The organism is Oligoflexus tunisiensis (genome assembly GCF_001748245.1).
GTDB classification, from domain to species: Bacteria; Bdellovibrionota_B; Oligoflexia; order Oligoflexales; family Oligoflexaceae; genus Oligoflexus; species Oligoflexus tunisiensis.
This window is the reverse complement of the sequence record NZ_BDFO01000001.1, coordinates 5,797,403-5,822,056: the sequence shown is the minus strand read 5'-3', so window position 1 is coordinate 5,822,056 and position 24,654 is coordinate 5,797,403. Positions and strand designations below refer to the sequence as shown.

The following is a 24,654-nucleotide window of genomic DNA, read 5'->3' as shown; positions in this document are numbered from 1 at the left end:
TCGATTCTTAGGCCAGCGTGACTGAGGATGAAACCGTGGATTTTGATGCGCTCTTTGCGAAGCGATCCACCCATATAAAACCGGGTTTGCAACGGATTGAACGCAGTTACGAATTTTTAAAGAGACCTGCCGCAGCCATCCCCGCGGCTTTGATCAGTGGCACCAACGGTAAAGGAAGCACCAGCGGTTTCCTCTGGTATCTCTTTGCTCTCAACCATCGCAATGTCGGGCTCTTCAGCTCGCCGCATCTCGCTGCTTTCTCAGAACGCTGCCAGCTGAGTTTAACGCCGTGTGACGACGCGATGCTGGCTGATGTCTGGCGTGAGCTGCAAAAGGAACTGCCGCCTGATCTCTATGAAGAGCTGTCGTTTTTTGAAATCACCACGCTGCTGGCCTTTCAACTTTTTCAGGCGAAGGCTGCCGAATTCCAAGTGCTCGAAGTGGGCCTTGGCGGCCGTTGGGATGCGACCAATGTGAGCGATCCTCTGATTTCCTGTGTGGTCAGCGTTTCAAAAGATCATCAGGAGTTTCTCGGTTCCGATTTACTCGGCATCCTCGATGAAAAGCTCGGCGTCATGCGTCCCGGACGTCCCCTCTTCTGGGGCAACGGCGGCGAGGTCTGTCAGGTTCCCGGTTATCGCGAGCAACTTCTGCAGAAAACCGAAAGTCAGCATGTTCCTCTCTTTGAAGCGGACCGTGACTTTGGATATGACCCGGGCAGCGATACCATCGCTCTGAATCTGCCGAACCTTCCCCTTTGCTCATTGCCCCTTCAAGGTGCCCTGACCCCCATTCCACTTTTCCTGCGACGCAATCTGGCCCTTGCGGCCGCGATGTATCATTACCTGCAGGTGACGCAAACCGCAGGGCTCTGGAAGCCCTTGACGGAAATCTGGCCGCTTCTTTGTGAAGGCCAGGCTCCCGCTCCTGTGACCCTCTATGGACGCAGTCAAAGGCTGCGCATTCCCACCGCGCACGGTGCGGTGCGGCTTATCCTCGATGTCGCCCACAATCCTGATGGAGCCCAGGCTTTTCTGACTGGACTCGCCAGTCGCGGCCTTGTCGGACCCATGCCGGCTCTGGTATGCATCTTGAAAGACAAGGATATGAATCGGATTCTGGATGTCTTGCGTTCGCGCCTGCATCCTGTCATCCTGTTTGGAATCGAGCATGAACGCGCCTGGCAGCCTGAGCTTCTCGAGGCCCGGCATCGCGATCTGCCGTTTTATGCGAGTTTTCAGGAAGCCTGGAACGAGGCCCTGGTTCGTTGGAACCCGAATGAGGCGCCCTGGGCGGTTTGTGGATCTGTTCTGGCTGTGGGGCGAATCCTTCAGCATTTTGATAGCGCGCCTAAGGATGGAATCAGCCTTGAACGATGTCTCTCTGGTGATTGGTAAGGGGCCTTTTCTTTGGTCCTTGCTTTTGACAATCTTTTGCAGCAGTCCTTTCTCCGGACTGGCTTTCGCGCAGACGCGACCGACGGCGGAGATCGGAGGGGCCGAAGAACCGGAACCTGCTTTGGATCCGTTGGAAGTGGATCCCGATTATTCCTTTCTTTATGACACCCGTACCATCGGTCTTGACAAGGATGGCAAGCGTTACCTCTTTGAAGGGGATGTCGTGCTGATCGGCGGCGGCAACGTCATCACTGCCGATAAGATTCAGGTCGATTACACGAAAACCACGCTGGTGGCGGAAGGCCACGTCGTGCTTCTGCATCAAAACCAGGTTTTCACCGGCACCCGCATTGAAATGCAGTGGAAAACCGGTGATTTCACCATCAGTGAAGCCATGCTTACGGCCAATGATACGACCAAGGTCGAGGAGGTCAGCCGCAGAATCCTTGGGCAGACGCCGCGGGAACTGGCCTATGATGCCGCGCGTGAAAAACGGCTCAAGGAAATTGAACAGGAAAAGGCGGCCCTGAAAAAGGAATTCGGGACCTCACCCGCGCCCGAACCCAGCCAGGACCAGGTCGCCGCCTATGCGAGGCTTTTGGAACGCGAACATTTCACCCGGGAGTCGCCTCCGCCCATGCTCGCGGATCGGGATCCCGAGCGGCGGCGGCGTTTGGAGCGGCGCCGCACCTACTGGAAAAAATCCCGGGCCGAAGCAACGTCGACGCCTTTGCCGGAGAACTATTATTTCCGTCTGGAAGGTGAGAATCTGCAAAGGCGTGACGGCAATCTGTATCGCGTCGATCGCGGTTCCTTTACGCCTTGCCGCTGCGAAGAGGATGAAACGCCAGCCTGGGGATTTCAGGCGGATCGCATCGATGCGCAGCAGGAAGGCTATGTGGATCTGCATCATCCGGTGCTGACCATCAAGGGCATTCCCATCCTTTATTTGCCCTATCTCAAGCTCCCTCTGAAAACCCGAAGGCAATCCGGTTTTCTGATGCCGAATTTTCAAACGGGTCAGCAGAAGAACGGTTTCGTTTACACCCAGCCGGTGTTTCTCGATCTCGGCCCGAATGCGGACGTGACCCTCACGACCGATCTTTTTCAAAAGCGCGGCACCCGCGTGGGCCTCGAAGCCCGCTACGAAGCTCGCAAAAATTCCGGCTTTCGCTTTCAATCCGAGATTATTCGCGATACGTCCTGGCTGCAGCTGCAGAGCGAGCGTTATGGTCTGCTCAAGTATCACCTCGAGGAACAACCGTATTGCGCCAACCCTGAATTCACTCCGGATGAGCGCGCGACCTGCGAAAAGCAAATCGTGGATAACCTGACGCCACCGGGCAATACCTGGCGCGGCAAGGAGGAATGGCAGGGGCGCTATTTCCTGGCCCCGAGGCTGTCGATCGTTTCCGCCGGCAAGGTTACCTCGGACCATCGGTACATCGAGGATCTTTATCTGCCCGAGGACATCGTCACCGCCTTTGCCGCACAGGCCAATGCCAATGCCTTTTCCACGTCCAAGGCGCGGGTGGATTTTGATGGACGCGATTTTTATCTGGGTCTTGGCGGTTCCATCGGCGATAACGCATGGTCCACGGAACGCTATGCGGGTCAACAGATGCCGGCCTATCTGAATTTACAGACCCGACTCTTCCGTCTGCTGCCCGCCCATTGGCTCAAGGTGCCGATCTATGCCGAGGTTCAGGGCAAAACCATTGCGATTGACCACTTCGATTCCAAAAAAACCAATCTGGTGTCGAACCTCGCTCCCGCCGGGTCCGAACTCTCCCTGGGTGATGGTCAATGGAATCGCATGGCCATGCTTCTGACCACACCGCTGACGAGCGACAGCATCGTGCGCGTGGATCAATTCACCGAAGGGGAAGTGCGGGTGATCTCGCACGAAGGCTTGCCCGAGAGTAACAGCACCATCCGCAGCTGGCGCACGGGGATAGCCCTGAATCTGCCCATCGACGGGATTGGACCCTTGCCGGCCTGGATTCGGAGGCCGAAGGATGCGGAGGGCCAGAGTTATGTCAAGCACATCATGAACTGGGGACTCAGCCTTTCCATGCGACCGAGTGTGGTGCGCGACGGACCTTATGGTGAGTTTGTCGATTCCAACGGGGCTCCTCTCGTCTATTTCCCATCGGAGCGCAAAACCTTCAGCGCCGAGGATCGCGATGTCCATGATGAGGATATGATGATCCCGCATCAAAGGGTGACGCTGAGCACGAGCCATCGTTGGCAGGTTTTCGATCGCGTTCTGGAAACCGTGCCAGGGCAGTTGCCACCGGATGAAAGCGCGCAGACGAAAAATGCCGTCCGTGATATCCAAAAGCAGGCCCTGCGCGAACTCATGTCGGTGAAGGATCAACCGGTTTCCAGTGCCGGTGCCATGTTCCGCGATCGCCCGGATGGTGGCGTTGACTGGCTTATCAATCGTTATCTGGTGTCGGATGTCAATGCGTCCGAGCCGGTGAATTTTTCTGTCAGCATGAGCTTTGACTATCAGCAGGAAAAATTGCGGCAGGAACAAATCAAGCGCAACGAGGAGCTGGAGCAGCAGGCGGTATCGGTCAATGATCCGGCCCAGGCCGCCAGCATTCGAGCCGGGAAGGTGAACTATTACAATCTTCCCGAGTCCTGGCTGGGCCCTTATTCCAGCCTGATGATCAACTGGCGTGGAGTCACCCTAACGACGACCTCGACCTATAACATCTATAAGAACGCGAGCACTTCACTGAGTTACGGGTTGGGTTTGCCGACTGTGCTGTCCACGACCCTCGCGGCCAATTATGTGCTCGAAAAAAATGCGGAACTCGACGTGGCCCAGGACAAGGTCTTCTTTAAAACGATCAAGACCACCAACGCGGGTCTGAGTTCCACGCTGATTCCTTACATCAGTCTGGGTGCCAACCTCATCCGCCGACAGGTGGAAGATGAAAAGGCTCTGTATGGAACATCCTATCAGATTGCCTATGATAGTCAGACCGGCTGCTGGGGCCTGCGTTTTGTGCGGGAAAAGGATTTGAATCAGAACGAGGAAAACGCCAACTACATCGTGCAGCTGGCGGTCATATTCCTGGGCAATCGTCGCAATGCGGATATCTCACCCGGCATCAAGCGGCAGCTTGGAGTCGAAGAGGAAAACCTGTGATTATTCCTGGGCCACGGTCAGCGTATAGCTTTGGACAGGTCCCAGTATCTTCCGATCACGGTCAGCAAACTGATAATAAATTTCCTCAGCACCCATGATCTGCAGCGGCTGGCGCAGATCCTGCCATGGGGCCTCGGGATTGTAGGCTTCCGTCAAGGCCTCGGGGCTGCCGGCAAAACGAATCCAGCGGGCGGCGCCATTGGCTGAATAACTTAATGAAATCGGCTCATTACCGAGTATCCTGGGAACCGGCAGGGCCTCGATGGAACCAGCTGGTGTCAGATCATTGTAAAGTTCCACATCACGCGCCTGACCGCCGGGCAGCCAGGTGCCTTTGGTCTGGACAAAGCCCCGTTTTTCCACGAGAAGCGGTGTGGACAGTTGCGCCGGAACCGTGGCACTGAAGGTGCCATCGACGGCGGTGAAAACCTCCTGGCGGCCCAGGCGCACACGGGCGTCCGCGACCGGTGCTCCCGAGGCAACCACGCGACCGTTCACCGTCGTATCGGGTTGCAGCACGACATCACCGAGATCCATCACGCCACGCGATTGTATATTCAGAACATCGAGCACCGCGGATTCGGCAAAACCGCTTTCACTCACAAAATAGAGGTGCAAACGAGGATCCTGCAATCCATATTGCAGACGCAAGGCCTCCAGACGTTCGCCATCAAGACTGAAGGCAAAGCTGCCATCCTCACGGGTGATGGCCTCAGGCATGCGATCCTGTTCGATATAGACGCCTATGTTTCCGCTTAAAGTCGCAAGGCCCGGCATTGCACGACCCTGAACCACCAGCTCCGGTTGAGCTTTCGTCACTTCACTGTCCGGCTGCGGCAGGCAGCCGGTGACCAGCCAAAGGCTGAAAAGAAACCACCACTTCATCATAACAACTCCACTCCCAGAAAACAGGCACATCGAAAGACACGTGGCCCTTCAGAAAATGCAAGGTCCTGACCAGCCCGGGGTTGCGGCCTAAGTTCGGCAATTTACAAATGATTTGTATGGCTTGGAGGGCTTCTGCTACACTGATAGCCAAGACCAACTGACAAAAATTTTGACAGTCCCAAGGGAGCAGTCGCATGAAAGGACTCGCCATCGCTACTCTCAGTCTGGCTTTGGCCGGCTGTGGGCTGGTGAAAAAGGGCAGCAGCTGTGATTTGACGGCGAAAAATCTGCGAGCAGAGCCATGGACTGGAGTCGGCCTGCCTGCCAATACACTCGCGCTGATGTTTCTGCGTGGGCCCTCGGATACCACCGCGGATATCGGTGATTTTCTGGAGCAGCAGGGCCTCTTTGCGAGCTTTTTCGTGCGGGGATCCGCCATCGAAGAGCACGGGGGGACGCTGGATCACCTGTGGGAACAGGGACATCTCGTCGGCAATGGAGGATTTACCTTTACCCCGCTGACCCATTCCCATGAACCTATCGTCGAACTCCGCAAGACGGATGCTCTGATTACTCCAGCTGTGACCGGTGATATGTTTCTCTTCCATGCTCCGGAAGGAGCCTTCAATCAGGAACTCGCTGACCTTTTGAATCATAACGGTCTCGGCAAATACGTCGGACCAATCGCGGCGGACACCGTGCCGAGCGAAACCTTTATGGATGACAAAACCTGCTGGGAAAACGACCTCAGTGTCAGCGCCTGCGCCCAGCAGTACTTCACCGAAATCGTTCGCGTGCAGAAAGGTATCATTCCCTTTCATGATGAGGATGCCCGCAGTCTTGAACTGCTCGCCACGCTGGTGCCGGATCTGACGGCCTTTGGATTCTCGTTTGTGCGCCTGGACCAGATCCCGGAACTGCGGGCCACGCTTGCGGAAGCGGGTAGCTCGCTCGATCAGGTGGCTGGTGGATCCTCCTGCGATGATTACGAATAAGGAGTGAGCCTTTGCGAAGTCGCATCCGTCTTATCATTCTGTCCCTGGGATTCGCGGCCGCGCGTGCTCAGGCTGCCTGCGATGCCCCGACCTTTGGCCAATTCCTCGCGGAAGCGCAGAGCCTCAGTGCCCAGGCCGAGCCGCTTGGCAAACAGATGCTGGCCTGTCCCCGTGATGATTATCGTCAGGCTGCCGTTTACTGGCTCAGCTTTGTCCATGGCATGCGAAACAATGCGGCCGCCATCAAGGATCTCGGGCGCGCCATCCCAAAGTCCGGTTCGGGCTCGGAAAAAGTGGAGGTGCTCTATCGCGCCTGGCAGGGTGACTACAGTGGACTTGCGAATCGCATTCGTATTGGTCAACGCGAATATGCGGATGATCCTTATGCCATGCTGGTGCTGGCCCGCAACCTGATCCGCTTTGAGCAGTACAAGGACGGCCTCGCCATCTATCAGCAGCTGATCTCGCTGCAGGAGAACATTGAATCCTCGGAAATCGAAAGACTCTATGCTCTGATCTGGAGTGGCGATCACGAAGCCGCTCTTTTGCGCATCGCGGCCATGAAACGCTATGATTTGAGCCCTTATCTGCGGCAATCGGTGGAGCGCGCGGAAACCCTTCTGGAAGGATTTGGTCATCGCAAACCCGGCAGCCCCGATCATCTGGATCGTGAAGCCTGGCTGATCGTGGCGGCCAAGGATTTTGTGGACCTGCGTGGCTACCGGCGTCGGGCGCTGGAGGTGGACTATCATGGTCCTTTGCACGTCAATGTCGGGGCTCACGAGCTCAGTCATCCCCTGGACCCTGAGCGGCAGAAGGAAGCTTCGGTGCAGCTCGGTTATACGTTCCGCGTCACGAGCAATTGGAGCCTTCTCACCGAAGTCGGATATTTTTCGGCAGGTGATCAGAATGGAATGGGCCGCCTGGATAACTTCATTCGCTTCGGGGAAAGTTCCCTCGGTCTGGGCCTTCGGCGTGAAGCGGTGGCGCTTGTGGAAAAGCCTCTGGTCGTCTCCGAGCAGGGCCTGATGCGCGATACCGCCAAGGTCGGACTCAGTCTTTGGAAACGCCTGGTCCTGACCGCAGCTCTAGAACGCGACGGCCATGAAGCGCCCTTTGCCACCTACCAGGCCGAGCTGCGCCTGGGGCAGCTGGTGACCGAGGACACGGAACATGGCATCGGCTTTTTCATTCCCGTGGAATTTGTGGATCATCCGAAGCCCGCTGCTGATTTCGCCACCTATCCGCGCGAGTGGAAGGCCGGCGTTGGGTTGCGTGCGGCCTATGGCGACGGCCAGTACTGGCATGTGTCCGGCGATGCACGGCTCCTGACGATCAGTCGCAGTTATTATCAGGATCCCGAAAGCTATACAAAGCTTCTGGGCGCGGCGCTGCGGCTTGAAGCCAAATACTTTGTGCAAAGATCCTGGTATGTCTTTGTCGAAGGTGAACGCGAATATGTCGAAAGAAATCCTTTCGACCATGAGGATGAACAGGAAAGTCATGTGGTCCTGGGCGTGGCGCTGACGGGGGCGGGGCATGGCTCGGCATCCAAGGAGATGGCTCAATGAAAACGATGATGCATCGTCTGATTCTGCTCTTGGTCCTGATCGGTGTCGAGGGCTGCACCTTTCACATCCCGGCTGAGGATATTTCCCAGCTGCAGGCGAGCAAGACCTTCACGCGTCAGGGCGGATTCACCATTGGGCCGAACGATGAAATCGATATCGTGGTCTATGGCGAGGAGAATCTGAGCAAGCGTTATATTATTTCGCCGGCTGGTATCTTAACGTTTCCTTTGATCCCGCCCATGAATGTCGTGGGCCTGACCGTGTCGCAGCTGACGAAACGGCTGGAAAGTGCCTTGAATGGAATGGTGAAAAACCCGAGAGTCACGGCCTCGCTGCTCGGTGTTCGCAGCTTTTCCGTGTATTTTGCCGGGGAAATCAATCGCATTGGAATGGTGCCGCTGACCAGTGAAACCACCTTCCTGCAGGCCATGACTCTGGCGGGTGGACCCACGGCCTTTGCCACCGGCCGCATCGTCCTGATTCGTCAGGTCGGGAATAACAAGGTTCGCCGCTTTTCCCTGCGCTACGAGGATATCCTGACCGGAGAAAAATACATCGATAACATCACATTGGAAAGTGGCGATGTTATCTACGTGGAATAAGCGTCCGCCTCCCGGATCAGAGTTGTTATCCACGTGGAATAAAGCGCTGCTCCTCGGGCTGGCGCTGTTTCCCGGTCTGCTGCGTGCTCAGGCACCAGGCGCATCCGAAGGCAGCTGGCAGCATGCCGATGGTCTGTGGCTCGGCGGGCAAACGTCCAGTCCGGGTGGAACGACCCATACCCTTTACGCTGTGGATAACGGCACCGTGCAGCTCAACCGTTCCGGGCCTGAACGCAGCCATGTCGCTGGTCTGAACTGGACCCTGGGGCTGGGCGATAGGCTCGATCGCTTTCTGGTGGTTGACGGTCAGACCATCTGGGAACGCAGTATCGGTCGGCACCGTTTCAGTATCGGGTTGAATGCCGGCGGCAGTCTCTATTACGGCTCCACAAGCTTTGCCAATCTGGAAGATCAATTCATTCTCTCGAACGCACTCACACTGACGAGAATCGAAGGTGTCACCAGCCGCTGGGGGACCACCCTGAATCTGGCGGATACGATCGCGTTGTCCAAAACCATGGATCTGACGCTGGAAGGCAGTCAGCAGCAGTCGCGTGGCAGCGTCAACGGTGAGGAACAAAACGATAATACGCTCGAAAGCTGGGGAGTGCAGCTGGACAAGCGTTGGGTCAATGCGCGTCTGCAGGCGAGCGTGAGCCAGACCGGACTGCAGCTTTACAATGATGTGGACGGCCAGAATCTGCAGGCCGGACAGGACGTCCTGGATATTCAAGCGCGTCTGCTGTTTCCCCTGCTGGGCCGCCTGAACGGAAGCGTGGGCTGGCAGGACCTGCGATCCCTGGGAAGCGATGGCTCCGAGCGCCGCCTCAGTGGGCCGGAGCTGGGTTTTGTCTACACACCACGCGCGGCCTGGAGTGCCACCGTTTTCGCCCGGGCCTTGCGGGAAAGTGGCAATGACGCGAGCGATGGGCAGATCTTTGGCGAAGCGAATTTAACTTACCAGCGGGATGCCCGGAATTCCTTTGTTTTGGGGTTCAGTCGGCAGATTGATCTGACCACAGCCTATCGCGTCTTCACCGATCAGAATGTGGTGCTCACCGACGAGCAGCGCTATACGGTGACCGGTCAGGTGCAGTGGGCCTATGCCCGCGGGCGCTATAATATGACCCTTTCCCTGGTGCAGAGTGAACAGCAATTTGCCGAGAGCGATGCCGATTACATGGAAATGAATTTCAATCAGACCTTTGATATCACGCGACGGGGGCAGCTCAGTATGCAGCTGGGTGGTCGCTCCAGTCGCTTCGATACCGATCTGCCGCCTGTGACCGTCGATCGTTTCTTTGCGGAGGCCCGGATCGGCTGGCAGGAAACGCTGACCGGCGGCCTGCGCCCGCTTGGGGGTCGCACCTTCTATCGACTGGATGTCAGCTATGAAAATTTGCAGGAAGAGATCGTCGCGGTCACGGCTGATCGTTTGACGCTCCTGGTGAGCCTCGGACAATTGGGGAATTTTTAGGGAGTTCGGAATGAATCCCGGCAAGCATTCGATACATTTCAAGTCCAAAGGCCACGCCCTCTGGGTGGACATGCTGGTCTTCATCATCGCGCTGGCGCTGAGCCTTGGCATGTTCCTTCAGGAAAGCCTGCTGCCCTTCAGCCCTCTGCCCGTCCTGGCCGTGGCGGCCTGGATTATTCTGCCGCGACTGGGATCGCGATCGGATCAGATTATTTTTCTGGCCTTTTTCATTCTTGCCTTTTTTACCGATGACAGAGCCCAGGAACCTTGGAATACAGTGACATCCATCACCGAGGAACTCGGCTATATCCTCTTTCATTCGTTTGGTCTGGCCGGAATTGAGGTGTTTGCCATCGGTTTCGCCCTGCTCTGTCTGATCATTACAAAACGTGAGGAAAAGCAGGCCTGGCTGCGTTTTGGTCTTTTGCCCCTGCTGCTGGTGGCCTCGCTCGTGCTCACCACCGCGATCGTGGGTGTGCTTTTCGGCATCGGAACGGGCGGGGAACTGGGCACAGCCTTGATCCAAATTCGCTTGTTTTATCTTCTGCCGCTTTGGACCTTTATTGGTTTTGTCGTCATGCGGGATGAAGAGTTTTTTCGCAAGATATTCTTCTGGCTCACCATGCTCATTGTTGTCAAATCCCTTCAGGCGATCTTCATCTGGCTCACCAATCGCGGGGCACTGGCAGAAGCGGAATATCTCTATGAGCATTATTTTTCAGCCTATCAGGTGGTGGCCATGCTGCATCTTTTGCAATATGCCTGGCGCCGTCCCGAATTTCTGGCCAAGGCAGCCAGCGTTGTGGGGTTTCTGGTCACCCTGTTTGTTTATGCGCTGAATGATAGGCGGACGTCCTATGTCGGCATTCCCTTCGCTCTGGTCGCGCTGCCTTTTTTCCTGCCAAAATCCTTTATGAAGCGTCACGGCCGCCTGATCATCACGTCCTCGCTGGTCTTCGGCGGACTGACGCTGGTGACCTGGCCACTGCCGGTGGGTGTGGGGGCTCTTTATCGTTCCTTTGGTACGGAAACGGGGCAGTTCGGACCGAGCTATCGGGATCTGGAAAATGCGAATATGCTGCGGGAAGTGTCCCAGTCACCGCTGACGGGCATGGGATATGGCAAGGAGTTTGAAGAGTTTTATCCGATGCCATCGGTGGCCAGCAAATATCCCCGGTACAAGATGATTCCCCACAACGCCCTCCTGTCAGCGTGGTGTTACGGTGGGCCTCTGACCATAGCCGGTGTGAGCCTGATCTTTCTTCTGATGTTTGGTCTGGCGGGACGTTTGATTTATGATGAGGATATGGTCGGCTATCGATATATAGGCTTATTCTGTCTCTTTTATTTTATGCAGCTCTTTAGCTATGTCTTCGGTGATATCGGTCTGACCGTTCACAAGAATCAGCTGCTCGGCGGGCTTTTTCTGGGCGGCTGCTATCGGATTTATCAGATGCGGAAGAGGGAGAACATCGTATGCTAACCCGTCTGGCTCTGATGTTTGTGGTGCATGTGATGGTGCTGGGCGTGCTGTTCGGCCGGCGTCTGGATTTTGTCCGCATGTCGCGGCTCGGCTGGGTCTTCGTTTATCTCGTCTTTTTCTATATCATCTGGGGCCTCTTCTTTTCTTTCGTGCCCCAGGTGATCGTACCGGATCCAGTCGTACCCTGACGATCAACTGATCAGCGCAGCTGCGATCTTGCGGCGATCCATGAACTGGAGCAGGCGCTGCATATCCTCGTGTCGGGTTTCGCCGAGGCGGATCTGCAGAACGACCGCGTCGGACAGGGAATGCAGAATGCCGTTTTCCGAATTGAAAGCCGGTGGAAAGGCTTCGACCACGATCACCTGATATTTTTCCCGCAGACTTTTGAACAGTCTTTGGACGATGTCCTCCTTGAAGGCTCCCAGCGATTCCAGGGGATCGCGGGCATAGGCGGTATCGTGACTGCCATCCGCCGAACCTTTGAGCCGCACATTCTTCCATTCCGCTTTGCCGGCCAGAAATTCCATCAGGTCCGCGCTGTTTTCCTCGCTGTGGCTGTCCCGGCCCCGAAAGCTTAAAAAGAGGGCCCGACGTCCGCTGTCCACAGTCAGAACCTTGGTTAGGTTTGCCGCGAGGTTATCGGGATGATTTTCAGCTCCGGTGTCGAAGACGACCGTCACCTGATGCTCCTGCATCTGATCCACGAGCTGGCCGATGTGCCGGTAAGAGTCGAGCAGCATCAATTCCGGGCGTCTTTTGCTGACGAGCTGACCCAGCTGGGGGCGCAGTTCGCGGATTTGCTCGGTGTCGAAGACGGGATGATGACGGAGCCAGGAAGGTTTGACTTCCGCTGTGGGATGCACTCCATAGAGACGATCCATTTGCTCGGACGCCACCACATGGGGCTGATTCATTTCGCGAATCAGAATGGTCATGCCAAAGGTCAGCAGGCAGAGCATGAGGCCCACACCGGCGGCCAGACCCAGCTGCTTTTTATTCGAGGGACTGGACGGCACTTCCGGATCACGGACGATGGTAAAGCGGCGGCTATCGAGTGGCTTTTCGATATCGTCTGCCAGCTCATTGGCCATATTTTCCAGCGTGCGAATCTGCGTGGTGAGATCGGTCAGGACGCGTTGGACATCATCGGGGAAGCTGGCGATTTGCACGCTTCGGTCGATGGGCAGGCCCCGGGCCTTCATATCCCTTTGCAGGGCAAAAAGCTGGGATTTGAGACGATTGAGTTCCGCCTGGATGGGAGCATCCACTGGCTCGGCCTTCAGCTTTTCAATTTCTCTTTGCTTTTGAATGACGTCCGGATGCGTGACGCCTTTGCGGGATAGCAGGTTATTCATATCGTCACTGAGCAGCAGCAGTTTGCTCTCCTGTGAGGACTGGGCGCGTTCGAAATCGGCGATCTTCAGGAGGATCTCGCGAACGAGGACCTGTTCCTTGTTCTTAATGATGCGACGCTCAGCTTCCGTGGTGGGAATGCTCGGCGGGCCATTGGGATTCTGACTGAGATCCGCTGCGGTTTCCTTTTCTTTCAGGACATTGGCTTCCAGGGCACGGAGTTCATCGATTTTGGCCAGAGCCTGCTCGCGTCTTTGGGCCAGATCATCGGCAATAAATTGGGCCATGGCCGCGCTGACCATGTTGTGGGCATCCGTCGGATCGGGAGCCGACGCGGCCAGGTTCAAGGTATACTGACCCACCGCGATGCTGGGCTCCAGGCTGTTTTTCAATTCCTCAACACGGGCCAAATGATCCTGCTCCTCGGGGGTCAGAGCCCAGGATGCCGGCTGAAGATTGAGCGGCAGGATATTTTGCAGAAACTTTTTGATGGGGGACTCACTGCGCGGCAGCATCGTTGTGGTGTCTTTCGGCAGGCGCTGCAGGACGCGCTTGAAAAAATGCGGATCGCTGAACCGGGACTCGAAGGCACTCGAGATGCGATTGACGACAACGGCCAGGTTATCGCCAGCCTCCGTGCTTTCCGCGGTATCGAAGATCACGGCGATGCTGGAGGTATATTCCAGAGGGAAACGGCTGAGACCAAAGATCACCAGAAAGAAAACCGGAATGGTCAGAATGCTGGCAAATAGAAACTGCCGTTTCAAACCGCCCAACAAAAAACTGACAGAAGGCCAGCGTACGGCATCGGTGGCCACGGTCTCCGGATTCTTATCGGTGGAGCGACGCATGCAAAACCCTGTCACCAGAAGTTGATACAATCCATCTCATCCCATTATAGGGTGTTGCGTGGGGATTGCAGACGGCAGAATCTGCCGGCTATGCAAGCGCGAGGGGGGCAGGACTGAAGCCCAGGCCCGGGCTTCAGTTTAAGATCTTCAGCCGAGGCCGTGCATCCAGCGACGCAGGGGTTTGGCCAGGACAAAGAGCAGGACCATGGACGCGGTGAACGCGGTCGCGGATATGGCGCCGAACAGCTGGGCCTCTCCCAAAGTTTCCGCAAATCCACCAATAAAGCCGGCCAGTTTATTGGCGACGGCATTGGATAGATACCAGATCCCCATGATCACCGTCGCAAAGCGGGCAGGCGCCAGGCGGTTCACCATGGAAAGACCCACGGGCGACAGGCAGAGCTCGGCCCAGGTTTGCAGAAGATAGGACGCCACGATCCAAAGCACGCTGGCCTTGCCCATCGTTTCACTTTGTTGAGCCGCGAAAACCATGCACAGAAATCCAAGACTCATGAGGAAAAGGGAAATCCCAAATTTCACCGGAGCCGAGGGTTCACGACCGCGCAGAGCGAGCCAGCTCCACATCGCGGCAAAGAGGGGACCGAACGTCATGATGAAAACGGGGTTGATCGATTGAAACCAGGTCGTGGGAATTTCCCAGCCGAAGAGCATGCGATCGACCTTGGTATCGGTGTAAAGCGTCATCAAACCACCGGCCTGTTCGAACGAGGCCCAGAAAATCACGACGAAGATCATCAAACTGAAGATGACTTTCAAGCGATCCTTTTCCACCTGGCTCAACGTTTCCTTCACGGCATTGGCGGCGCTGGCCGCGGCCCGGCGCGGATATTTGCCGATATCACCGAGCAGGCGTGGACCGACCACAAGGAAGAGGACCTGGCCGAGGAACATACCCACGGCGGCGGCACCAAAGCCCCAGTGGAATCCCACGCGTTCTCCCAAAGTCCCGGAAATAAAGGGTGCGATGAAGGCGCCGGTATTCACGCCCACATAGAAAATGGTGTAAGCGGCATCACGGCGTCGATCGCCTTCCTGATAGAGCGAACCGACCAGAGTGGACATCGAAGGCTTGAAGAAACCGTTGCCCAGGATCAGACAGCCGAGACCAAGAAAAAAAGCAAATTCGCCGGCAAATGCCATTGAAATATGACCAATCATCATCGTGGTGGCGCCGATCGTGATCGCCTTCCTGAGACCCAGATAACGGTCGGCCATATAGCCACCGAGAATCGGTGTCAGATAAACGAGTCCGGTATACCACCCATAGATGCTGAGCGCTTCGGCGCGCGACCAGCCGAACCCTCCGGCAGTCGTGGCGGCTGTCATGTACAGGACGAGAAGGGCTCGCATGCCATAGAAACTCATGCGTTCCCACATCTCGACAAAGAAAAGAAGGTAGAGGGCAGGGGGTTGCCTTTCTCCTGACATGTTCTGTCCCAAGCTTTCTGCACGGCTCATCGACGATCGCTCCTCTTGATGTTGAATAGCCGGTGGCCTGAAAAAGCCGGCCGACAGGGAAAATGTGCCGGGCATCATAATATTTTTATGCGGATTTGTAAGGCTGGAATCCGCTGAATTCGGAAAAAACCAGGCGGGAAATCCAGTGAATTGACGCCGAGTATTTACCCAATTCGGTCAGGCCGATATGACCATTCTGCAGGGAAAGATAGAGTGTATTTTTTTTCAATAGACAATGAAGTGATGATTGCTTTTGCGCGAGCTTTATCTCATACATGAAAGCTGCAAAGTCTTGTCGGTAAAGGCTTATATGGCTTCGAAAGTGGCGGTGGTGCCAGGGGACGTGCGTCTGCGGCTCTCAGTAATGAACGGCACGCCGCACAGGAGAATGATGCATTTTGTGTGATATTCACCTATAGAAATTATCCGTATATTCCATAGCCGGCGACAGTTATCTGGATTTTCCAAAATTTAGGGAGTTACGATGAAGACATCCATCGCTAGCGCAGTCAGCTTTGTGCTTCTGGCATCACTGGTTCCAGTGCATGCCCAGGCACAGGATACCGAGACCAAGCCGACTGAGGCGACTGGCACGACCACCGGAAACGAAAAGCCAAAGACCCCTGAGAAGAGCACAGAGGTTATGGCGGTCACGGGGACTCGTATCAAACGTGTTGATATGAACACGGCCGCGCCCATAACCATTTTGGGTAAGAGTGAGATCGAAGCCAGCGGCAAGCAAACCGTGACGGATATCGTCAAAGCCATGCCCGCCGCGATTGGCAACTCGGTCACCACAACGACCACGAACGGCGGCGGCAACGGCAGCGGCAATATCGCTCTCCGCGGTCTGGATTCGTCTTCGACTCTGGTTCTCCTGAACGGTCGCCGTCTCCCTCTGGATGCCTTCGGCTCAAGCCCTGACTTGAACTCCATCCCTGTTGCTGCCATCGAGCGTATCGAAATCCTGCAGGAAGGTGCCTCCGCTATTTACGGATCGGATGCCATCGCGGGTGTCATCAACATTATTACGCGCAAGGACTGGGATGGCGTGGACTTTAACGTCTATGCGGGCCAATCGTCGCGCGGTGACCTGGAAACCACCTCGCTCGACTTGACCTACGGCGCCACCAATGACAGGGGCGGCTTGCTCCTGGGCGTCAACGTCTATAGCCAGGGTTCGGTGAAATCGCGTGATCGCGATGTCTCGAAGCAAGCCCTTGGTCCCAGTTCGGCGACTCCAGCCGGGCACGTCATCGTCGGTGACGACAACCTGATTTCGAAGGATACCTGGGCCGGCGCCACGCCCACTACGGATGATTTCCGCCCCTTTACCGCTGATGATCTTTATAACTTCTCGTCCATCACGGACGCGATCATGTCTCAGAAGCGCAAGAGCATTTACCTTGGCGGTGACTATGAGCTCACCCCAGGCTTGAAAGGTTTCGTGGAAACTCATTTCACGAATACGTTCAGCCGTTATAATTCAGCGCCCACTCCTCTCTTCCTGTCATCGGAAACGGGGAGCATGGTGGTGTCCGCGAATAACCCCTACAACCCCTTCGGCGTTGACGTGAGTGACGCGAGAAAACGCTTCCTGCAGCTCGGGCCTCGGGTCTCGGAAGCGGATTCGAATACCTTCCGTGCCGTTGTTGGTTTGGAGGGTAAAATCACCGATAAATGGAACTGGGATGTGGCCTATAACCACGGTGATTCCAAGACTCGCGACACCACGAAAAATTTGGTCAACAAGACCAATCTTCTGCTCGGCATCGGCGATCCCTCGCATTGTACGGCCATCGCCACCCTGGGCTGCGTCCCTGTGAATATCATGGGACCCGATGGCAGTCTGACGGCGGAAATGATGGATTGGCTCCGGGTCAATGCCACGAATTTCACGACCACCGAACTCGATTCCATCACAGTTAACTTTGCCGGAACGGTTGCCGAAACAGGCCTCGGGGCGATTGGGATGGCTGTCGGTGTGGAAGGCCGGACCGAGGAATATCGGGTGAACTCGGATCCCAACTCGGAAAAGTACAACACGGTTGGTGCCACCAACGCGCGTTCGACCGAAGGTGACCGTGAAGTGAAAGAAGCTTACGTTGAGCTGACGGTTCCCCTGACAGAGCTGGCTGAGATCAACCTCGCGGCTCGTCACTCGGACTACAGTGACTTCGGAACCACAACCAACCCGAAAGCGGGCGTGCAAATCCGTCCCATTCAGGGTTTGACTCTTCGCGGCAGTTACTCGACCGGTTTCCGTGCCCCATCCCTGGTGGAATTGTTCCAAGGACAGCAGGAAAACTTTGCGTCTTTGAGTGACCCTTGCCAGGTGGCTGGCAATTGTACTGTTCAGTCGGATGAAACCATCAACCAGTTCCTGGCGCTGCAGGGCGGAAACCCTGACCTTGATCCTGAGAAGTCAAAGTCGTTCACCTACGGCCTGGCCTACTCGATCGAGAACTTCAACGCCAAGATCGATTATTTCAACATTGAAACCAAGAACGCCATCGATACGAACCCGCAGTTCATCGTCGATCAGTTCCGTAACAATGGTCTTTTCCAGGACAAGGTGACGCTTGATGCCAATAACAACATCAAGATCATCGAAGCCATTGCCCTGAACCTGGCAGCCCGTAAAGTGGAAGGGGTTGACCTTGCGTTTGACTATGCCCTGCGCGGAACGCCGACCGGTTCGTATACCTTCAACCTGCTCGGAAGCCATTACATCAAGTACATGAACCAGGCTGATAAAACTGCGGCTTTCGAAAACGTCGTCGGCAAGTATAGCGACACGGCTGCCGGTGGTCGTGGTTCCATTCCCAAATGGAAAGGTCTCTTCGATGTGACCTGGTCGAACTTCGGTTTCAACGTGGGAGCCACAGCCAACCACGTGACCAAACTGGATGTCGGCAGCGATTTCGAGTATTCGAGTCTTCCCGCCTGGACCACTTACGACCTGCGGGCCGGGTATGAGTTCCTGAACTACGGAAGGCTGACACTTGGTATCAACAACGTAACCGACAAAGAGCCACCTGTCACGGATGCTGCTTTCAATGACAACATTGATGCGCGTACGCATAACCTGATTGGTCGCTTCTACTATGCTCGTTGGGGCATTCAGATCTAAGTTCTCGTTTAAAACGAAAGAAGGCGCAGACCTCAGGTTTGCGCCTTTTTTTTATGCTGGATCAGCTGGCGATGAACAGTTGCTGCCGGAGCGGCATCGCATCGCATGGCGGGCAGGCAGCGTGATATGAATGGAAAACGCCCGGAATTCACCCTTCTCATCGAGCGGAGGGCCGAGTTCAATGCGCACGGTTCCCTGCTCTGCGGCCATGAATTGCTGAACGGCTCCCAATCCAATCCCGCGACCGGACATCATGGTCACGCTTTCCGTCGTTGAGAATCCGGTTTCAAAAATCGAGGCGGCGATGGCCTCGGGCGATGCGTCGGGCCCGGCCTGGGACAGTCTGCGAATGCGTTCCAGAGCGAGCCCACGGCCGTCATCCTCAAACCGAATATAAATGGTGCCCTCCGCTTCCCGGGCCGCAACCTTTAACGTCCCCTGGGCAGGCTTGCCCTTTGCCAGGCGCAGAGGTGCCGGCTCAATGCCATGATCCAGGGCATTGCGCAGGAGATGAATGAAGGCATTTTTCAAAGCCAGTTCCTGACTGTAGCTGACCAGGATATCATCGGCCTCCATGTGAATAATGGGCGGCTCGCGTCCCAGATCCTTGGCGATTTTTCCCGCCTGCTGCATGATGTCGTCCAAAATGCTGGGAATGGACCTGAAGATAAGGTGAGTCAGCTCGCTCCGTCGCGTGTGGATGAGACCATGCAGTTCATGGGGCAAGGCCTCGATACCCTCGAGGTGACCCAGGAGTTTGATGTTTTCCTGCAGAATCTCCCGATCCACGACCACTTTCTTGAGATCATCCCGGCGACCCAGGATGTCCCGGTGAGCCCTGAAATAGCGCTGATAAACAGCCTGGACGTGGGCAAACTCCTGCAAGGCGCGCGCCTGATCGATGGGCTGCTGATCCTTGAGCACCTGGGAGTAGTAGGTTTCCACGAGGTGCAGGGCATTGGCCAGTTCCTGCAGCTGAAGAACGCGCGCGGCCCCTTTCAGGGTGTGTGTATTGACAAACAGGATCCGGATCGCGTCCGGATTGAGGCTGGGAGCATGAACGAGACGATGGTTCTCCTCGATCAGCTGATCGCCGGAACTGAAGAACTGAATCGATTTCCGGCTGCCGATTTCCACCAGCTGCTTGATGATCTCGAATTCCTGATTCTGTCGCTCCACTTCATGCTGGGCGACCACCTCCGAGGTGACATCCAGCAGCGTGACGAGAATATGTTTGATCTCATCGTTGGCATTCAATTCCCGGTTCCAGGTCAGCCGCAGTTCCTTGTCCATGCCGTCGAGCGTATAGGTCAGCTGCGCCGGAAGCTTGTCGATGTTCAGGTCAAAGTTCAGGCTGTGTTCCCCGACGGAAGCCAGGATGGTCTGCCAGGCCTGATCCCGGGCATCGGCGCTCAGGGTCGAGCGTTCCAGGATGATGGTCCGGAAGCTTTGGTTCGCAATGGACTCATGCCCGAGGATGGCAGGCAGCTGGGCTGAAAAATTGGGGCTGATCCTCCCCTCCCGTCCGATCGAGAGGATGCCTTGCGGAATATGGAGAAGGAGCGAATGAATCTCGGCCGTGCGTTCGGCGACCTTGTCCTCCAGCTCATGATTCAGTTGTTTGATCATCTGCATGGCCTGACGCCGTTTGGCATTGATCCGCGCGCCCAGAGCCAGTGAAAGAATGGCGATCTCCACCGCGCCGCCTGTGAACTGACCCCAGCGGGTAAACTCGGACGTGGAGGCAAGGCCGACGAGGTTCATGACGGTACCGGTGACGCCGAGCAGGTAGCAGCCCCACCCAGCGAGGTAAAAATAACCCGGCAGATAGCGCTGGCGGGCAACCAAAAGGCCGGAGGTCATCAGCGTGGAGGTCGCCAGGGAAGCGGTCAAAAGACAGATCGCTGTGCCCAGCCAGACGGAAACAAAAGTCGTGATGAGCATGTTCAGCACATCAAGCCCGCAGATGGCGAGATAGATCCGGCGGAATCCAGGGAGCCTTTCCTCGATATTCAGGAAATAGTAGCTGAAGAGAAGACCGGTCATGGCGATCCAATCGACCGAGATGACCATGAACGGATTCGGAACATGCTGCGCGAGGCCCAGGTTGCTGAGAGCGTGCTGCATCACACCGAGTCCTGTGGACTGGTAGATGACGTTGGAGGCCACATAGATTACATAGTAGAGAAAGGTTTTGTCCCGCAGGGAAAAGAAGAGAAAGAGGTTGTAGAGACAGATGACGACATGAAAGCCGATCAGAATCCCGATGTAACTGTATTCCAGTGCATTGTGGCTGAAGAATTCATCGTGCGTCCAGAGTTGCAACGGCAGCTGATGGGAACCGTCGGCGAAGGACCTCGCATAGAAAATGTGCGTGCCGGGCTCCAGCGTGAAACGGAAGACCGGCTGCCGGCTTTGAACATCACGCGTGGAGAAGGGCAGTTGATCGCCCGCCTGTTTCATGTCCCAGCCATGGGACGCATTGCGATGGTAGATCTGGAATTGATCCACGAACGTGAAGGTGTTTTCGAGGAGAATCGGGACAGGATGATCGAAGGGGTTGTGAACAGAGAACTTCACCCATTGAACGGCCCGGTGCAATCCCCAGTTTGGAACCGGATCCCGGGACGGCTGAAACGCTGCATCCATGAGCAGGATATCGCTGAGCTGAAGCCTCCCACTGGGATCCTCCAAAATCTCCAGGTGAAGGCCGAGCATACGGCCATTTTCCTTTTCCGTGATCGTATAGGGAACAGCGGCCCCGGCCCGCGGCATGCAGAAGGTTATGATGCCAAGCCAAAGTAAGAAAATTTGCTGACTGTACCGTAAAGCCACGTTCAGCATCCATGAGACAGATGTTCCTGAGGCGACTTTTCGGCGAAATTTTACAAATATTGAGGAATTGGAAGGCCAGCCCGGGGCGGGCTGGCTGCTGATTTTAAAGGGAAAGGGCTCGAATCACGCTCTGCTCCGTGGCGCGCCACTCCTGAGCTGCCGCATCGAGTTCCTTGTGTTTGATGGTACCGCTCTCGGGCAGGTAAGTATCCAGAATCTCCCGCAGTTCATCCCGCAGGCTTTCCTTCAAGGCCGCCACCTTCCACGAGGCATCCGCTGGAAGTCGGGCCAGCGTGGTGGCCACCTGCAGGCGCAGGGCATTGTCCGCGGCAAAGTCCGGCAGCAAAAGATCGGTGGTGGTGCCATCGGCATTCACCCGTTTCGCGTGGATCATGCCCTCGGTCTTGAGAAGCAGCGTCCGAGCCTCCTCCGCCACCCAGGTGAGCAGACCATCCGTGAACACATTGTTGACCAAGGGTTCACTGGCCTTCGCCAGCTTCTCCCACTGCGCCTTCGGGAGTTCCCTTTGCAGGCGGCCGACGAAGTCATGCATCAGATTTTCATAACGCTGCTGCTCCTCCAGACTGAAGGTGAGCTTTTGATCCTCCTGCATTTCTTCGTAGTCGCGCATCAGTTTACGCAGAGCGAAGGGAATTTCCTTGAGCTCCTTTTCCGTGGGCAGAGCCAGAAGTTTATTCCAGCCGCCCTGGATTTGCAGGGCATTCTGCATCAGCCCCAGTTCCTCAGCCAGAATTTTTTCATAGGTATAGTCATCGGGGTTTTGGTACTTGCGTCGCACCTGAAGGAGCGGCGTTTCACTGCCGGTCAGAGCCAGAAGTTCAAAGCGACTGCTGAGAAGACGGTTGGCCCAGGAGTCCACGAACAGCGCGGGATCCTGACCCTCACGCTTGGCCCGCAGAATGCTGTTGAAGAGATTCTGGACGAGTGCGTTCTGCTGTTGACTCACGCTGAAGGCCACCGCTTCGATCGGGTTGCGTCCCAGATCGAAGGTCTGGCAGTCGAGAAGATCCGTCTGCGAATCCGAGCAGAAGAGGGGAACATCCGCCGGTTCAAACTGTGTGCCGAGGTAGAGGGCCTCCATCACCTTGCGATCATAGTCCAGCATGCGCTGGGTTTTGTGCATGATATGTCCGGTCATGGCCGCTTCCTCGAAGACCTGGTATTCCATGACCGAGGACGCCGGCTGCAGATCCTGAGGAATTTTTTGATGAACCACATAATCGGCGATCAAGGCCGCGCGATCCTTCAGCTCATAGCTGGCGCTCAGTGAACCGGCGAAGTTGTGCCGAAGCCCCAGAGTGTGACCGATTTCATGAGCCACGACTTCACGCACGTAATCCTGGGAGATTCGCAGAAAATCCTCATCAGGAGCATCCGCGGCCAGTAGATTTTCGAGGGCGCTCAGGAAATTGTCCTGCAGCTCAAAATTGCAAAGCGGTTTTTGGATCATGCCGGCCATGGACAGGGCGGTTTCCAGAATGTTTTGCTTGGCCGGATAATTTTTCAAAAGGGTCTTCGCACGCGAGGCCCCGGAAACGGCAAAGGTACTGGTCATGAAAACCTGGGCATGGCGAATCTCACCCGTGCGGGGATCCATCTGTGCATCCGCATAGGCGTAACCAGCCGTATCCCAGGGGACCCACTGCACGATGTTGTAATGATAATCCGGAGCGCTGACGCCGGCGGGAGCCACCACAGCCTGGAGCGGGGCGTTCGGCAGGGCACGGTTCCAATAGAGAATGCCATCCCGCACAGCCTCGACGTATTCAGCCGGAGTATTGGCCGAAATCGCGTAAACGATGGGCTTCGTCGTATCCCACTTGCTGGCATAGGTCGTGAGCTGGCCGTTGCCTTTGTCGGATTGATAGAGAGGAGCCACCTGGAAAAATCCGAACATGTCGAGGGGCTGTCCTGGCGTTTTCACAAAGGTCGGACTGGGATTGTACGGCTCCAGATAATACTTTACTTCAATGGTATCAAGACCTTGCGTTCCAGCGACCTGGGCGATTTGCCGAATGGTGAGCGTGTTGTCGTGAAAGGTCGCGTCCTCGATAAAACTGGTTTTCACTTCCACACTGCGGAAGGTTTTGATGTAGCTCGCCCCATCATCCGAACCATACCAGTCGCCCGAGACGAAGGTGGAGGCCATGCCCTCGCTGAAATCTATGATGACGTCCGTGCCCGTTTCGCTGAGGATCGGCAGGCGCGCGAGAATCAGTTGCGAGGGAAGATCCTGGGTGATGACATGACCCTGGGTGGCTTCCATCATGAAAAGGGCATCATCTGTGCGTTTGAAGGCGACGATCCGGCTTTTCAAACCATTGGCGGTTGGCATGGGCACCTGTCGCATCATGGAAGCCTGCAGCAGAAATTCCTTGTCCAGTGCTGATTTTTTAATGCTGATAAGCTTCCGATCGGTCAGTCCCAATTGACTGGCGGTGGGCGCTGTTTTGGGATCGATAATGTTCACTGAATTTTGAATGGCCGGATCAGCCTTCACACTTCTGTCTTTGTCCTTGGAGCAGCCACTGACGAGCAGCAACATGCTGAATAACCCGCATGACAGGTGTAACTTCACGGTGTGTTCCTTTCCGAGAGAGTAACTTGAAAAATACAAAGCATCGATTGATTGAAGTACTAACCGGGATGTCCGCTCACGGAAAAGGTTTTTTGGAATTCAAAATCTTGAAGAATTGGAACTTGTTTCAGTTCAGGAAAACGGGCTAAATACTCGCCCGTTTCCTGAAGTCGGCCCGGAGCCGCCTGTCGCCCTGTTTCCCAGGTATCATTTCAAATAAAGTTCAAGGGCCTTCGATTTAAAACCGGCCACCCAGGTTGGATTTTCCCGTGTGTGAAGGGGTTTCGCCGCTTCGATCTGCGCGGCTGTGCGCCCGCGTTTGGTGGAATTGGGCATCGGCTTATGACAACCCTGACAGGAACGTTCATAGATGTCCTTGCCGAGGGACAGCAGAGCGTCATAGGAATCACCCGGATCCGTGCGGCGAGGCGGAATGCCATTGGGATGGCAGCTTGCGCAGTTTTGATTCGGAACGCCGCCGGGATGTGCGGCATTGCAGGCAGGATTGTTCCAATCAGGTTGATTCCAATCGCAAGGTTTGAATCCGCCTTCGCTGCAGGCAGGATTGGACCAGTCCGGGTTGTTCCAGTCACAGGCCTGCGGGGGCGGATCATTTGTACAATTTCCCCAGCTGCCATTGTCCTGACATTGACAAAAGCGCCAGACACAGTCCGTGCATTCCAGCCATTCCCCGCTGAAAACCTTGGACTGACGCCAGGTGCAGGTGGCAGATGCGGCGGCATACTGGGAAAAACTCAGGCCGGCGACCAAACTCAAAATCCATTTCAATAGTCCCTGTCTCATAGCCAACTCCGTTATTAAAAA

16 protein-coding genes are annotated in these 24,654 nt (G+C 55.8%); 9 read left to right on the top strand and 7 right to left on the bottom strand.

The window, feature by feature from the left end; translation table 11 throughout:
- The first annotated feature begins 17 nt into the window (after positions 1-17).
- Together OLTU_RS24025 and OLTU_RS24020 are read left to right on the top strand one after the other, a co-directional pair.
- Positions 18-1,397, top strand: a complete 1,380-nt coding sequence (locus tag OLTU_RS24025; RefSeq protein WP_141735290.1) for a bifunctional folylpolyglutamate synthase/dihydrofolate synthase — start codon at positions 18-20, stop codon at positions 1,395-1,397.
- A complete protein-coding gene (locus tag OLTU_RS24020; RefSeq protein WP_141735289.1) occupies positions 1,369-4,560 on the top strand; it encodes a putative LPS assembly protein LptD in 3,192 nt (1,063 codons plus the stop codon). The genes OLTU_RS24025 and OLTU_RS24020 overlap by 29 nt, the downstream gene beginning before the upstream one ends.
- On the opposite strand, the gene OLTU_RS24015 is transcribed toward OLTU_RS24020, so the two are convergent.
- Positions 4,561-5,448, bottom strand: a complete 888-nt coding sequence (locus OLTU_RS24015) for a carboxypeptidase-like regulatory domain-containing protein (RefSeq protein WP_141735288.1) — start codon at positions 5,446-5,448, stop codon at positions 4,561-4,563.
- Positions 5,449-5,642: 194 nt separating this feature from the next.
- On the opposite strand from OLTU_RS24015, the gene OLTU_RS24010 reads away from it, so the two are divergent.
- The 6 genes from OLTU_RS24010 to OLTU_RS23985 are packed head-to-tail and all read left to right on the top strand — an operon-like array spanning position 5,643 to position 11,764.
- Positions 5,643-6,443 carry a polysaccharide deacetylase family protein gene (locus OLTU_RS24010; RefSeq protein ID WP_141735287.1) on the top strand — a complete coding sequence of 267 codons (801 nt, stop codon included), beginning with the start codon at positions 5,643-5,645 and terminating at the stop codon, positions 6,441-6,443.
- A gap of 11 nt (positions 6,444-6,454) precedes the next feature.
- The gene (locus OLTU_RS24005; protein ID WP_141735286.1) at positions 6,455-8,014 is read left to right on the top strand and encodes a hypothetical protein; all 1,560 of its coding nucleotides are present in this window, start codon (positions 6,455-6,457) and stop codon (positions 8,012-8,014) included.
- The gene (locus OLTU_RS24000) at positions 8,011-8,616 is read left to right on the top strand and encodes a polysaccharide biosynthesis/export family protein (RefSeq protein WP_141735285.1); all 606 of its coding nucleotides are present in this window, start codon (positions 8,011-8,013) and stop codon (positions 8,614-8,616) included. The genes OLTU_RS24005 and OLTU_RS24000 overlap by 4 nt, the downstream gene beginning before the upstream one ends.
- Positions 8,597-10,093, top strand: a complete 1,497-nt coding sequence (locus OLTU_RS23995) for a hypothetical protein (protein WP_141735284.1) — start codon at positions 8,597-8,599, stop codon at positions 10,091-10,093. Before OLTU_RS24000 ends, OLTU_RS23995 begins: the two co-directional genes overlap by 20 nt.
- A 10-nt stretch (positions 10,094-10,103) precedes the next feature.
- A complete protein-coding gene (locus OLTU_RS23990) occupies positions 10,104-11,576 on the top strand; it encodes an O-antigen ligase family protein (protein WP_141735283.1) in 1,473 nt (490 codons plus the stop codon).
- Positions 11,570-11,764 carry a hypothetical protein gene (locus OLTU_RS23985; protein ID WP_141735282.1) on the top strand — a complete coding sequence of 65 codons (195 nt, stop codon included), beginning with the start codon at positions 11,570-11,572 and terminating at the stop codon, positions 11,762-11,764. The genes OLTU_RS23990 and OLTU_RS23985 overlap by 7 nt, the downstream gene beginning before the upstream one ends.
- Positions 11,765-11,767: 3 nt before the next feature.
- Here the strand turns inward: OLTU_RS23985 and OLTU_RS23980 are convergent, their stop codons facing one another.
- From OLTU_RS23980 to OLTU_RS32465, 3 genes are all read right to left on the bottom strand, one after another.
- Positions 11,768-13,783, bottom strand: a complete 2,016-nt coding sequence (locus OLTU_RS23980) for a GumC domain-containing protein (RefSeq protein WP_141735281.1) — start codon at positions 13,781-13,783, stop codon at positions 11,768-11,770.
- 147 nt (positions 13,784-13,930) lie between these two features.
- On the bottom strand, positions 13,931-15,262 hold the full coding sequence (locus OLTU_RS23975) for a peptide MFS transporter (RefSeq protein WP_218110230.1): 1,332 nt from the start codon (positions 15,260-15,262) through the stop codon (positions 13,931-13,933).
- An 85-nt stretch (positions 15,263-15,347) separates the two neighbouring features.
- Positions 15,348-15,491 carry a hypothetical protein gene (locus tag OLTU_RS32465; RefSeq protein ID WP_218110229.1) on the bottom strand — a complete coding sequence of 48 codons (144 nt, stop codon included), beginning with the start codon at positions 15,489-15,491 and terminating at the stop codon, positions 15,348-15,350.
- Between the two features lie 255 nt (positions 15,492-15,746).
- Here OLTU_RS32465 and OLTU_RS23970 point away from each other — a divergent pair, with 255 nt between their 5' ends.
- The gene (locus OLTU_RS23970) at positions 15,747-18,395 is read left to right on the top strand and encodes a TonB-dependent receptor (protein WP_141735280.1); all 2,649 of its coding nucleotides are present in this window, start codon (positions 15,747-15,749) and stop codon (positions 18,393-18,395) included.
- Between the two features lie 51 nt (positions 18,396-18,446).
- On the opposite strand, the gene OLTU_RS23965 is transcribed toward OLTU_RS23970, so the two are convergent.
- The 3 genes from OLTU_RS23965 to OLTU_RS23955 form a co-directional block, all read right to left on the bottom strand.
- Positions 18,447-21,230 (bottom strand): 7TM-DISM domain-containing protein, encoded by a 2,784-nt coding sequence (locus tag OLTU_RS23965; protein WP_176736910.1) that lies wholly within the window; start codon positions 21,228-21,230, stop codon positions 18,447-18,449.
- Positions 21,231-21,333: 103 nt separating this feature from the next.
- Positions 21,334-23,829: a zinc-dependent metalloprotease gene (locus tag OLTU_RS23960; protein WP_141735278.1), complete on the bottom strand. Its 2,496-nt coding sequence runs from the start codon at positions 23,827-23,829 to the stop codon at positions 21,334-21,336.
- Positions 23,830-24,036: 207 nt separating this feature from the next.
- Positions 24,037-24,633: a hypothetical protein gene (locus OLTU_RS23955; RefSeq protein WP_141735277.1), complete on the bottom strand. Its 597-nt coding sequence runs from the start codon at positions 24,631-24,633 to the stop codon at positions 24,037-24,039.
- Positions 24,634-24,654 lie beyond the last annotated feature (21 nt).

Bases quoted from the DNA above. Each gene is read 5' to 3' on its own strand.
- OLTU_RS24015 (WP_141735288.1), bottom strand. From the start codon at position 5,448: ATGATGAAGTGGTGGTTTCTTTTCAGCCTTTGGCTGGTCACCGGCTGC.
- OLTU_RS24010 (WP_141735287.1), top strand. From the start codon at position 5,643: ATGAAAGGACTCGCCATCGCTACTCTCAGTCTGGCTTTGGCCGGCTGT.
- OLTU_RS24000 (WP_141735285.1), top strand. From the start codon at position 8,011: ATGAAAACGATGATGCATCGTCTGATTCTGCTCTTGGTCCTGATCGGT.
- OLTU_RS23995 (WP_141735284.1), top strand. From the start codon at position 8,597: ATGTTATCTACGTGGAATAAGCGTCCGCCTCCCGGATCAGAGTTGTTA.
- OLTU_RS23990 (WP_141735283.1), top strand. From the start codon at position 10,104: ATGAATCCCGGCAAGCATTCGATACATTTCAAGTCCAAAGGCCACGCC.
- OLTU_RS23985 (WP_141735282.1), top strand. From the start codon at position 11,570: ATGCTAACCCGTCTGGCTCTGATGTTTGTGGTGCATGTGATGGTGCTG.
- OLTU_RS23980 (WP_141735281.1), bottom strand. From the start codon at position 13,783: ATGCGTCGCTCCACCGATAAGAATCCGGAGACCGTGGCCACCGATGCC.
- OLTU_RS23975 (WP_218110230.1), bottom strand. From the start codon at position 15,262: ATGAGCCGTGCAGAAAGCTTGGGACAGAACATGTCAGGAGAAAGGCAA.
- OLTU_RS23970 (WP_141735280.1), top strand. From the start codon at position 15,747: ATGAAGACATCCATCGCTAGCGCAGTCAGCTTTGTGCTTCTGGCATCA.
- OLTU_RS23955 (WP_141735277.1), bottom strand. From the start codon at position 24,633: ATGAGACAGGGACTATTGAAATGGATTTTGAGTTTGGTCGCCGGCCTG.